This is a genomic window from Candidatus Chlorohelix allophototropha (assembly GCF_030389965.1).
Classification (GTDB): Bacteria; Chloroflexota; Chloroflexia; order Chloroheliales; family Chloroheliaceae; genus Chlorohelix; species Chlorohelix allophototropha.
In genome coordinates, this window is record NZ_CP128400.1 from 244,375 (window position 1) to 257,212 (window position 12,838).

At 48.6% G+C, this 12,838-nt stretch carries 9 protein-coding genes and 1 pseudogene; 2 read left to right on the top strand and 8 right to left on the bottom strand.

Annotated elements, in window-relative coordinates:
• Window positions 1-146 precede the first annotated feature (146 nt).
• Window positions 147-1,865, top strand: coding sequence for a putative photosynthetic complex assembly protein PuhE (gene puhE / locus OZ401_RS13835; protein ID WP_341471056.1), 1,719 nt, complete (start codon window positions 147-149; stop codon window positions 1,863-1,865).
• Here puhE and OZ401_RS13840 read toward each other — a convergent pair.
• From OZ401_RS13840 to OZ401_RS13860, 5 genes and pseudogenes are all read right to left on the bottom strand, one after another.
• Window positions 1,862-2,284 (bottom strand): hypothetical protein, encoded by a 423-nt coding sequence (locus tag OZ401_RS13840; RefSeq protein WP_341471057.1) that lies wholly within the window; start codon window positions 2,282-2,284, stop codon window positions 1,862-1,864. The genes puhE and OZ401_RS13840 overlap by 4 nt on opposite strands.
• Window position 2,285: 1 nt before the next feature.
• Window positions 2,286-2,690, bottom strand: coding sequence for an EVE domain-containing protein (locus OZ401_RS13845; RefSeq protein ID WP_341471058.1), 405 nt, complete (start codon window positions 2,688-2,690; stop codon window positions 2,286-2,288).
• Between the two features lie 3 nt (window positions 2,691-2,693).
• Window positions 2,694-3,161, bottom strand: coding sequence for an FKBP-type peptidyl-prolyl cis-trans isomerase (locus OZ401_RS13850; RefSeq protein ID WP_341471855.1), 468 nt, complete (start codon window positions 3,159-3,161; stop codon window positions 2,694-2,696).
• 142 nt (window positions 3,162-3,303) lie between these two features.
• Window positions 3,304-3,639, bottom strand: a pseudogene (locus OZ401_RS13855) (FKBP-type peptidyl-prolyl cis-trans isomerase); the annotation flags it as partial.
• Window positions 3,640-3,689: 50 nt separating this feature from the next.
• Window positions 3,690-6,692, bottom strand: a complete 3,003-nt coding sequence (locus OZ401_RS13860) for a response regulator (protein WP_341471059.1) — start codon at window positions 6,690-6,692, stop codon at window positions 3,690-3,692.
• A 177-nt stretch (window positions 6,693-6,869) separates the two neighbouring features.
• On the opposite strand from OZ401_RS13860, the gene uvrA reads away from it, so the two are divergent.
• Complete coding sequence (gene uvrA / locus OZ401_RS13865; protein WP_341471060.1) at window positions 6,870-9,773, top strand: excinuclease ABC subunit UvrA; 2,904 nt, start codon at window positions 6,870-6,872, stop codon at window positions 9,771-9,773.
• Window positions 9,774-10,050: 277 nt separating this feature from the next.
• On the opposite strand, the gene OZ401_RS13870 is transcribed toward uvrA, so the two are convergent.
• From OZ401_RS13870 to OZ401_RS13880, 3 genes are all read right to left on the bottom strand, one after another.
• Window positions 10,051-10,935 (bottom strand): hypothetical protein, encoded by an 885-nt coding sequence (locus tag OZ401_RS13870; RefSeq protein ID WP_341471061.1) that lies wholly within the window; start codon window positions 10,933-10,935, stop codon window positions 10,051-10,053.
• Window positions 10,936-10,948: 13 nt separating this feature from the next.
• Window positions 10,949-12,187 carry a glutamine-hydrolyzing carbamoyl-phosphate synthase small subunit gene (gene carA / locus OZ401_RS13875; RefSeq protein ID WP_341471062.1) on the bottom strand — a complete coding sequence of 413 codons (1,239 nt, stop codon included), beginning with the start codon at window positions 12,185-12,187 and terminating at the stop codon, window positions 10,949-10,951.
• A 94-nt stretch (window positions 12,188-12,281) separates the two neighbouring features.
• Window positions 12,282-12,803, bottom strand: coding sequence for a PadR family transcriptional regulator (locus OZ401_RS13880; RefSeq protein WP_341471063.1), 522 nt, complete (start codon window positions 12,801-12,803; stop codon window positions 12,282-12,284).
• Window positions 12,804-12,838: the final 35 nt, after the last annotated feature.

The window sequence follows — 12,838 nt, forward strand, 5'->3', positions numbered from 1 at the left end:
ACAAGGATACACTAGGTTAAAAAAGAGTAAATTAGGGCTATGCTATGGTATGATTTCTGTAGTCCAAGCCACTTACCCTTGGGCAAGGTAACTCTATAATTTACCCATACATAAAAGATTTATCTTTCTGGAGGAGCTAAACTGTCGTGAATTTCTGGATAGATGTTTTACCCTCGGTAGTTGCCGCTATCTTCATCTGGTGGGGTGCAACCGGAATTATTATATATTTGTGCGGGCGACGAACTTGGCGACCATGGGTATTCGGCGTGGTTACGCTGGCACAGCCCTTCGCATTCTGGCAAGTGATGGCTACGCGAGACAGCCATGATGTTGGCGGGGTATTTGCTCAATTCTTTTGGGCAATTATCATTTGGAGTTGGATAGAAACCAGCTACTACAGCGGTTTTATCGTGGGTCGCAAAAATATACCGGAAATTGAACCCGGCACTTCCACGGGTTTGCGTTTTCGCCGTGCCATTGCCGCCAATCTATATCACGAACTGATGATAATCGGCTTGAGTATCGCGGTTGTTATTGTAGGTTGGGGCGGCAGCAACGAAACCGGCTTGTGGACTTTCATGATTTTGCACTGGACTCACCAATCGGCAAAAATCAACATTTTTCTAGGTATCAACAACCTCACGACCGAATATCTGCCCGATAACCTGAAATATATGGCACAGTATTTTAGCCAGAAGCCGCTTAACTCTTTCTTTCCTTTTTCTGCCACAATCTCTACCATCATCGCCACCGCCCTATTTATATCGGCAGCACAGTCTAATACCGCCGGGGAACAAGCCGGACAAGCTTTGCTGTTTGTGTTGATGGTTGCCGCCGTCATTGAACATTGGTGGTTGGTTACGCCTGTGCCATCCAAAGCTTGGGATTGGGCGCTGAAAAGCCGCAAAGCCGACCAGCAACAGTTGCCCACTATTCAGGTAGTCTGTGGCTACTTGGGCAGCGGTAAGACCACCCTTATTCGCCACCTGCTACCGCAATTTGACGAGCGGGTAGCGGTACTGGTCAATGACTTTGGCGCAGTAGGGATAGATGCCGAGCTTATCAGGGGCGATAATGCCGCCGGAATGGTGGTTGAGTTGCCGGGCGGATGTGTGTGTTGCACACTCCAAAAGAATCTGAGCGGACAAATAATCAATTTGCTGGAAACCTTCAAACCTGAAAGGGTAATTATAGAGCCGAGCGGGGTAGCGGGAATCGAAGAAATCGTCAAAGCGCTTGCCAGCCCACGTTTAGTAAAACGAGTCGCAAATGTGGAAGTAGTGGCGGTTATCGAAGCGCCGCGTTTGCTGGCAGCAGGCGGCTTACCTGAGTTTGTGGTGACACAGATAAAGGCAGCTGGGGCAATCGTAATCAGCAAAACCGATTTGGTGCAACCCGGCGAGGTTGGGCGGGTGGCAAAAGTAGTAAGCGCGTTGAACCACAAAGCGCGAGTTATCACCGCTATAAACGGACAGGTTGCGCTGACTGAATTATTCGCAGTAGCGCCAGAACTTCCCGCAGAGGAAGAACACGAAGCCCATCAGCATGACGAAGAGAACGGTGGTTTAATCTCTTTCGGGGAAGAATACACCGGAGAATTTGACCCTCAAGCCCTACGCGACCTTTTTGTCGATCTGCGGGATGGTCATTATGGACCTGTTATACGCGCCAAAGGGATTTTTCATGCACGGGGTGGGCGATTGGCGTGGGATTTAGCCAGCGGTAATATCACCGAGCGAATATTAACGCCACCACTACCGGATGAATTACCCGGCGGGCGTTTTATGGCAATCGCCGAAGACCTTACCACCGAACAATTACAAGAACGCTTGCAAGGTTGCATTATCCCGGCAGTCAGCCTTTAGAACAGGGTGCTCTGGCGATATTCTTCAGGTTGGGGCGGTTCTCCGGTTGGAATAGCATAACGCGCCAGCAAATCCATATAGCGCAAGCCCCATTCTTCGAGGCTGATTTCAGGCTCGGCATAGGTTTCTTCTCTGGTACGAGCAATCCTGAAATTCTGACGAATGAGGTGACGCGCTGCCGCTATTGCATCCCGCATGTTAGTTACCATGAGTCTGCCACCCGCCACCTCTTCGGTAGTATGTTCGTGACGCGCCAACCACCAGAATGTTTTTAACTGGTTTTCTGCCACGCCAAAGAGCAATCGAATTACCACCAGTTCCACTTCCGGTTTCGGACGATAACCACCGCTACGCAACTTATAGGCGGTTCCCTCTTTCGATACTACTCCATCCAGAGGTAGCGGTGGTTGTTCGGGCATACTACTTTAAAGCCCTTCTTTGGCTGAGCCAATCTATAAAGTTTTCAGGCACTCGCATAGTCGAGAGGCGGCTGTGCCGCACCAAACTCCAGTCAGCGAATAACCCGCTAGCTTTTATTTCGCTAAGCATTATCGGCGATTCAAATTTGTGGTCAAATTCGAGGTCAATGACCCAACTTCGAGCATCGTCTGGGTCGGGGCGTGCTTCGGAAATGACCTTTGCTAGCCCCACCACTGCCGATTGACCACCACTGTGATAAATCAGTACATTATCGCCCGGTTTCATTTGCCGAATAGCTTGAAGCGCTTGCGGGTTGCGAACCCCATCCCACACGGTTTTCTTCTCAAGCTCAAGGCTATCAATCGAGTAGGTTTCAGGATCGGTTTTAGCCAAAAAATAAGCCATAGGTCATTGCACCGCTAAAAGTTCCACATCAAAAATGAGTTCGGCATTGGGTGGAATCGGTCCTGAGCCGCTGGGACCGTAGCCTAACTGGGGCGGTATTATCAAACGGCGTTTGCCGCCCACCTTCATAGTTGCAACGCCTTCATCCCAACCCTGGATAACCTGACCTACCCCCAACACAAATTTGAAGGGTTGACCGCGATCCACCGAGCTATCGAACTTAGTACCGTTGGTAAGGTAGCCGGAGTAATGTACTGAAACGGTTTGACCGACTTTAGGCTGAGTTCCCTTTCCTACAACTGTATCATAATATTTCAAGCCGGTGGCGCTTTTGGTCAATTCCGGCGTAGCCGTACCGGCAGGCGCAGTAGCAGCAGATGGAACGGCAGTATTATCTCCGCAAGCCGCCAGAAGCGCAGACACCAGTAATACCAGAATAAAGACGGAGATCAGTCTCGGTTTATTGTTCATCATCAATCCTTGAAAAACTAAGAAAATAGCGCTATTGGTAAATTTTTCGTAGTACAGCAAGTGGCAACTTTGAATAGCAGAAGCGCAATGTGCAAACCGGGCAGGGTGTTTCCTCCCTGCCCCAAAGCCCTAAGATTAGGGCTTATTTAACTCCAAGCAGTTCCACATCAAAGAGCAATTCGGCGTTCGGCGGAATAATCCCACCTGCGCCGCGTGCGCCATAGCCAAGGTTCGGCGGGATAATTAGGCGGCGTTTACCGCCAACCTTCATGGAAGCCAAGCCTTCGTCCCAACCCTTAATCACTTGCCCTGCCCCTAATTTGAACTCGAAAGGGCGATTGCGATCAAGCGAGCTATCAAACTTAGTACCATTGGTAAGATAGCCTGTATAGTGTACTACCACTGTCTGACCGGGCTGCGGTTGTGCTCCGCTTCCTATTACATTATCAATATACTTCAAACCGCTGGAAGTAGTTACTTCGTTGTTATTAGTACCACCGGGGTTTATTGCTTCGCTCATATAATCTCCTATCTGGTAGTTGTCAATTTTTGGGCTTCGAGACTCTCGCGCACCGCTTCGCGAATACGCTGCGGAGTTTGCTCACCTTTGGTAAGGAAACGCGCCAACCCTTTATGAATAAAGGCGCGTTCGTCATTTGACACTTCTTTAGCGCTAACCACGATAACCGGAATGTTGATGGTGTGGCGATCGGCACGCAGACGCGATAAAACCTGAAAGCCATCCATTTTTGGCATCATTAAGTCCAGAACAATCAGGTCAGGTGGGTTTTGAATAGCCAGTTTCAAACCCTGATCGCCACTTGCGGCAGTTGCCACAACAAAATCCAACTCACTCAGGCTTTCCTTAAGCATACGGCGTAAACTGGCATCATCATCTATTACCAGAATATTGCGTTGAGGAGCTAATGCAGTAAGGCGATTAATCATTTCTTCCAGTTTGCGCAGTTCAATCGGTTTTGGTAAAAATTCGGCTGCCCCTATATTAGCGCCCATAAATTTGGTATCTAGCACCGTACAGATAATGACTGGCACATCAGTTAATTGCGGATTCTCATTCAATTTGATGAGCAAATCCCAACCATCCATACGCCCTGCTAGCGTAATATCCAGCACCATTGCAATCGGCGTAATTTGCTCTACCAAACGCAAAGCCTGCTCTGCGCTACTGGCAATCTGGCAAGCATAACCGTCCTCTTCCAAATAAGTACCGATTAACTGCGCTAGGCTATTGTTATCTTCAACTATTAGGATAGTATTTTCAGCCACCTCCACTGTCAAAGGAGTAGTAATTGTTTCAAGCAATTCAGGCGGGCTATCCAATACCGCAGGAAGGGTAAAATGGAATACGCTACCTTTACTAAGTGCGCTATCCACCCAGATTTTGCCGCCATGTGCTTCTACGATTTCGCGGCTGATGGCAAGCCCTAGCCCTGTCCCACCGATTTCTCGGCGGTCACTATTATCTACTCGGAAGAATTTATTGAATAGCTGGCTTTGCGCTTCTTTGGGAATACCAAGCCCATTATCTGCTACCGAAGTTTCCACCATCTGATTTTCATTCAGGTGCGCTCTCAAAATGATGTCCCCACCGTTGGGAGAATATTTTATAGCGTTACCGATTAGATTCGTCATGGTTTGGACAATGCGGTCGGGGTCGGCGCGTACAAAGGGCAAGTCAACCGGAAATTCGACTTTGATGCGCTCACGTTCAACGGAGAACAAATCGAGAATAGGACGCACCAAGAAATTCAGACTCACCTCGGTGAAATTATAAACCTGCCGCCCTGCTTCCATACGTTGGATGTCTAGGAAGTCGCTGATTAAGTTGCTGAGCCGTTGGGCTTCCTTGTGGATGGTTTCTACATAAAGACGTGACTTTTCCGGGCTTACTTGACGAGTTAGCATCAGTTCTGAGAAGCCTAGCACACTTGCCATGGGGGTACGCAATTCGTGCGAAACAAGGCTCACAAATTCATCCTTGAGACGATTGACCTCTTGCTCACGGGTAACGTCACGGAAAACGCCTACTACACCAGTGACTCTGCCACTTTCAATAATCGGTGCGGCAACCAGCGAAATCATGCGGCGTTCCCCATCGGGATGGTTGATTGAGAAAATACGCGGATCGGTGGAAGTGGCGTTTTGAATAGCTTGTAGACAGGGTGAGGCTTCTAGCGGTAAGGTATGTCCTTTGCTATCCTGCATACCAAGCGCTTCCCAGTAATAGCGCTCTACCAAATCCTCTGCGGTTAACCCGGAGATTTGCTCTGCGCCGGGATTTACTGTGACTATCCGCTGTTTCAGATCGGTTGTAAATACGGCATCGGCAATAGAGTTCAAAATAAGTTGGGTGCGATTGCGCTCATCGCGAATTGTATCGAATAAGCGAGCATTTTCGATAGCTACCGCCGCTTGATTGGCAATCAGCGCCAGTACATCCTGATCCTCTTTATTAAAAGCGCGCCCGGAAGTTTGGTCGTTTAGAATAATAGCCCCAATGGTTTGCGATTGCCAGCGTAAGGGGCTAATCAGAATGCTGCCCACCTTTCCGGTACGCAAATCCCATGATTCTGCTAAAAAGCGGCGCAATTTCTCGGTATCCTGCTCGGTCAGGCTATTGGGGAAGTTTAGTTCTAGCAAACGATCTTCGACCGGAAGCACCCTTGTTTCAGACTGATTAAGGTTAAATTCAAGAAATGAGGGCGCAGTCATGGATATACCGTCATGCAAATACTCTGCCATCACCTTGATATCGTGCCTACCCTCATCCCATAGTGCAATTGCACCCCGACTGACCTGTAACAGTTTGACCGCTTCGGTGACAATCGTGGTAAGCACATCTTTCAAGTCTAGCGAGCTATTGATTGCCAACCCAATGTCGAGTAATGCTTGGTTACGCGCCAGCAACCGCTCAATTGCCTTTTGCTGCTCCTCAATCTCGCCCCACACCTGCTCCCACGTTTTTTTCGCCATTTGTAGAAGAGAATATTCCCGCAGCACTTTGCCATGTTCCGCAGCGTTTTCGAGCGCATTTTTCAGCGCCACTATCAACGCTTCTAAATCATCCAGCAAAGCAGGGGAAAACATAGTACGCGGGCTGACAATGCAAAGTGAGGAACGCAAATCAACGGCATCGGTAAGCGGATAATAGGCAAGATGGTAGCCTAGCGGCAAACTCGAAAGCTCTTCAATTTCGTGCGGGTCAGTAAGTAGCAGGGGGGTTTTCTGGTTTTGTAGAGTCTTTACAAGATTAAGCAAGGAAACACTGGCAGGCAGCAGCGCATTTTTAATCATCAGCGGGGTGACGCGCTTTCCATCCCAGCGTACCAGCACAAAAGCTGTGTCAGAGCCGAGCAATTCGGAGAGAATTTCGTAAACGCGCCGAGCAATCTGATCTGGATTTAAATACCTACCAAGCGAAAGGTATTCGGCGCGAACTAGTTTACCGATGCTTCCTCCCGGCAGTTCATCAAAATTTTCAGAATTCTTCTTTGATAAGTCATTCACCATACCTCAAATTATAGCTATTTAAGGCTAAATGTAAAATCATAAGGTACACTTTAAAAATAGATAGCGTTAACATAAGATAAACTGAACAAATATTCGGGTGTTGTGGCTTGATTTCATTTGACTCATCTTGTAGCATGTCGGGATGCATGCTAGAAACGAACAGCATTAGGAGGCTTCATGCAGCACGATAAAATACTTGTGCGCGGTGCACGTGAGCATAATCTCAAAAATGTTGACCTTGATATACCCCGTGATAAATTAGTAGTAATTACCGGGCTTTCCGGTAGCGGCAAGAGCAGTTTAGCTTTTGATACCATTTATGCCGAAGGGCAGCGACGCTACGTTGAATCGCTTTCAGCTTATGCCCGCCAGTTTTTGGGACAGATGGAAAAACCCGATGTAGATTATATCGAAGGGCTAAGCCCCGCTATCTCCATCGACCAGAAGGGCACAAACCATAACCCGCGTTCAACCGTTGGTACTATCACCGAAATTTATGATTACCTGCGGCTGTTATTTGCCAGAATAGGGCATCCCCATTGCCCCAGTTGTGGGCGTGAAATTTCGCGACAGACGGTGCAACAAATCGTAGATTCGGTAGCAAACCTAGCGGAAGGTACGCGCCTGATGGTACTCGCGCCCTTGATTAAAGATCGCAAGGGTGAGCATAAGCATATTTTTGAAGATATTCGTAAGAAGGGCTTCGTGCGCGCCCGTGTAAACGGGCAAATCAGGGATGTGGACGAAACCATTGAGCTTGAAAAATACAAAAAGCATAATATCGAAGCGGTAATAGATCGTCTCATCATCCGGCGCGATGAGCAAGGTACCGTTCTAGATAGAAACCGTCTCTCCGACAGCATCGAAACTGCCCTCAAACTAGGGGGTGGCATCGTGCAAATCGCTATAATTGACGGCGAAGAACTGTATTTCTCTGAAAATTTCGCTTGCGTGTATTGCGGACTCAGTGTCGGTGAAATCGAGCCGCGCACCTTCTCCTTCAACACACCGCATGGCGCATGTCCCAATTGTAGCGGTTTGGGCGAAGTTATGGATTTTGACCCGGAATTGGTAATTCCCAACCGCAGCCTTTCGCTTGGAGAAGGGGCGGTAATGCCCTGGAATCGTTTGGGGCAACTGAACAGCACTTATATGACCGCCCTGTTAACGGCTGTTGGCGCACAATATGGTTTTACCTTGAAAACTCCTCTCCGGGATTTTAGCCCAGAGCAAATGGGCATATTGCTATACGGCAATAATAGTGAGCCGCTCAAAATCAAGATGCGTACCAGCGTTACCGAAGCTTCCTTTCCGGGCGTAATCCCAGACCTAAAGCAACGCTACTCTGAAAGCGGTAGCAGCTACATGAAATTCGAGATCGAGCGTTTTATGGTGGGACGCACTTGCCCCGAATGTAAGGGCGCACGCTTGAAGCCCGAAGCTTTGGGGGTGCTGGTGGTGAGCAAATCCATTATGGAAATATCCAGTATGTCGGTGCGAGATGCGCTGGAGTTCTTCATCAAGCTATGGCCCATTGACTTGCCGGATGGTGGCGCACACGACCTGCTCAGCGAACGTGAGCGCATGATTGGCTACCAGATTATCAAAGAAATCAAAGCGCGACTTACCTTCCTTAACGATGTCGGGCTTGATTACCTCACCTTGAACCGAGCGGCGGGTACGCTTGCAGGCGGGGAAGCGCAGCGTATTCGCCTTGCCACCCAAATCGGTAGCGGCTTAATGGGAGTGCTGTATATTCTGGACGAGCCAAGTATCGGGCTGCACCAGCGTGACAACAATCGCCTGATTCAAACCTTGCTGCGCTTGCGTAATCTTGGCAATACCTTAATCGTGGTGGAACACGATGAAGAGATGATTCGCACCGCCGATTATGTAATAGATATGGGACCCGGCGCGGGCGAGCATGGCGGACAGGTGATAGCTGCCGGTACGCTTGACGATATAATCAATAATCCGCGTTCGATTACCGGCAAATATCTATCGGGCGAGATGGAGATTAAAACCCCGGAAAAACGGCGCAAGGGCAACGGCAAAACGCTGGTAGTAAAAGGGGCACGCGAGAACAATCTGAAGAATCTTGAGGTGGAATTTCCGCTTGGCAAGCTGATAGCCATCACTGGAGTGAGCGGCAGCGGTAAGAGTACCCTTGTTTCTGACACGCTCTACCGCAAACTGGCACATGTCTTGTACGGTTCCAAAGAGCGCGCGGGTGAGCATGATAGCATCGTTGGCATCGAGCATTTAGATAAGGTTATTGACATTGATCAGTCACCGATAGGGCGCACGCCACGTTCCAATCCGGCAACCTATACCGGATTGTTTACCCCGATTCGCGAAATTTTCTCGAAAGTACCCGAAGCGCGTACACGCGGATACAATCCGGGACGTTTCAGCTTCAACGTAAAGGGCGGACGCTGCGAGGCGTGCGAAGGCGATGGCATCATCAAAATCGAGATGCAATTCCTGCCCGATATTTACGTGCCATGCGAAGTTTGTCAGGGAAAACGCTACAATCGCGAGGCATTGGAGATTCTTTATAAAGGAAAAACCATTGCCGATGTACTGGATATGACGGTGGATGAAGCAGTGGAATTCTTCTCCAGTATTCCCGCCATCAACGGTAAATTGCAAATTTTGCATGATGTAGGCTTGGGCTATATCCGGTTAGGGCAACCGGCTACTACTCTCTCCGGTGGTGAGGCACAACGGGTCAAACTTGGCACTGAGCTTTCCAAACGCCCTACCGGACGTACAATGTATGTGCTGGACGAGCCTAGCACCGGACTGCATATTGATGATGTCTCTCGCTTAGTCACCATCCTGCAACGCTTGGTTGATGGCGGGAATTCGGTGGTGGTGATTGAACACAACCTTGATATTATCAAAGTGGCGGACTGGATTATCGACATCGGACCCGATGGCGGTAATCGAGGGGGTAACGTGGTGGCAACCGGCACTCCTGAACATGTGGCGGGAATAGCTGAATCTTACACCGGGCAATACCTCAAGCATATGTTTGAGGTGGAATCAGTACGACATAAGGTGAAAGTCGCCTCGTAGCTCGTTTTTGTACAAATTTAGAGAGGAAAAAGAATAAAATAGCGCGAGAGGGCAAATACATTGCAGCCTGTTGTAAATTTTGTTCGCCAAAACACTATTACCACAGGAGAAACTCGATGCATTTGCCCGCCCCACTTATAGCAATTTCCTCCATTTTCGACCCCTATTCTCGTCTCCCAGCTACCGTGGTGAAGTCGCCGGATCAAAAAGAAAGGGTATTGGCGCGATAGCCTATAGCTTCTAGCCACTCTCAGAATGTAACCAGTATGGGTTTGCGCTAATGGTTGGGGAACAGTCTTTGCAAGACGTGAAGTGACCCACTAGTTGTACTAATCGTAGCTTTTATTGTAGTCGTAGCTTTTATTGTACTGGACGCACTAGAAGTGGCTGTAACCGTTGAACTGGTAAGAGTTGTTGCAGCTGTAGCAACAGTTCCGGTAATTGCCGGAGTGCTTGTAACTCCGAGTGTCGGAGTTTTGGCAGGTGCAAGGGTAGGGGTTACAGTTATATTGCCAGTGATAGTTATACCGGGTGTACCGGAACTTGCAGTTGAAATAATTGCAGTAGAAGTAGCGGTTACTGTGGCAGTAACAATGGGCGAAGGAGCCGGAGTCGGCAGTAGAGTGGGTGTAGGCGCAGGTGTGGCAGTAGGGCGTGGCGTGGCAGTAGGAATCGGTCCGGCTGTAGTGACAGTTTGTAATAAACCGGGTATGGTAGGCTTAACCACAATCTCAGGGAGTGTATTGGTAGGCGGTGGCGCACCCTGCGCAGTGGGCGAAGGGGTATTAAGGGCTGAAGAAGTGCTGTATAGAAAGATGAAGCTCAACACTATAATATATACAACAATTAGAGCCGGAAGCATAATAATAATAGCTTTGGCGGCAGTTGTACGCTGCGACCACCAACCCTGCTCCGGTTCATCACTATCCGATTGATCCTGCGGTATCTCGTAGTTATAATCGTCGTCATAATAGGTATCGGAAACAGTCGAAGGAAACCGATCAGGATCACCACCGATATTTAACGGTGGTGGCGGTTCGGGTGGTAAGGGCGGTATTTTGTAATCATCGTCACGACGACCCATTTGTGCCGCTTCCGAAGTATAGCGCTTGAAGTCAAAAAAGCTTTGTTTAGAAAAGGGGTTTAAAACCCCTTGTCCCATTCCAGATTAATTTCTACTTATTATTCTTGCTATCCTGTACCATCGCAATAAAACGATCGAAAAGGTATTGGTTATCCTGCGGACCGGGCGCCCCTTCTGGGTGGTATTGGACGCTGAAGACGGGCAGGGTTTCATGCGCCAATCCCTCTACCGAACCATCATGCAAATTAATCTGGCTGACGCGCCACCCTTGCGAAACGGGCACCGAATCGGCATCAACCTGAAACCCATGATTCTGGCTGGTTATATGCACTTTGCCAGTGGCAAGGTCTTTAACAGGATGATTACCCCCACGATGACCAAACTTCAAACGACTGGTGGTACAACCAATCGCCAAACCGAGTAATTGGTGTCCAAGACAAATACCAAAAAACGGTATATGCTGCGCAAGCACACCTTGTAGCGCCTCTATGGTTGTGGTATTGCGTTCGGGGTCGCCGGGACCGGGTGAACTGAACACTGCATCTGGCTGGAGCGCCATAACATCACTCAGGCTGGCAGTGTTGGGTAAAACGGTGGCGCTAACACCCCTTCTAGCCAAAGAACGGAGAATGTTTTCTTTCAAACCGCAATCTAATACCGCCATTCGCATAGTTTCTACACCGCTCGAACCTTCAATTGAGCGGGCAGGGTAGCGATAAATCGACGGGGTAGTTACGTCAGCGACCACGTTTTTCTGGGCAGGCATCAGCGCATTTTGCGCTCTCAATATTATTTCGGCATCACTTTCTTCCGGTTTGGGGCGAACAATAACCCCCCGCATCAACCCATTAGTACGTAGGTGACGGGTAAGCGCACGGGTATCAATTCCGTAAATGCCCGGAATGCCGCGTTTTTGAAGATACCTATGCAAGCTGGTTTGCGCGCGCCAATTACTCCATTCGGGGGTGTAGTCGCGCACAATCAAGCCGCTAAGCCAGCTTTCGCGAGACTCATCATCAGCATCGATTATGCCGTAGTTGCCGATTATAGGATAGGTGAGACAGACTATTTCGCCACGATAGCTTGGGTCGGTGCAAATTTCCTGATAGCCTGTCATACTAGTGTTAAAGACTACTTCGCCTTCGGCAACCTCAGCTGCGCCAAAGCCCCAACCTCTGAATATTCGACCGTCTTCAAGTGCCAATATTGTGGGGTTATTCAATTCTGGTCTCTCATCAGAAAATGCGGGCAGCGTTAGTAGCTTTTCAGCGCCCGCCGGGGTTTGTATGTTTTTCAATAATTCCATCGCTTCCCCGGAATCAACCGACATTTATTCCTCGTGATTTAAAAACTCTAAGAGTGCATTTGCACCATACCAAAAATAATTTGGCAGAATTATACGCTAAAAAGCCCTTATACACAATTTATTGTTCCGCTGATTCAAGTTCAGGAATGGTAGAAAGCAACCATTTTTGCTCAGACTTAAACAAAGTAAGTACATGATCAACTGCTAGGTTAACACCATGCCCATTGGCGTGAATAGGAGCTTTTTCAAAACTGACAATTTGCTTCTCTACTTCAGCCAGCCGGCGTTTAAGGTGTTCGGCAACTTCCTGACGCGGCAAATTATCAAGAAACATCAGACCAATATCACCCGTGAAAGTCATTTGCTCAGCCGATGATAAATTTTCGCGTAATTGTTCGAGAAAGTAGTCTTCTCCGGCAGGGGTAATTGAGTAGACTTTGCGTTGTGGGCGATTTCCTTCTTGCTCAAATGTAACGGTAACATAGCCAGCTTTGGAGAGACGGTCAAGGGTGGCATAGGCGGTTGCCTTTTTCATGTTGGTAACGCGGCTAAGATTTTTCTCAATAAATTCATTAATCTGGTAACCATGCTGGCTTTGCGCCTTCAAGATTCCCAGCAGCAGTAGCGACTGATCATCCATTAATAATTACTCCACAACTTGCCGGAAAGAGGGCA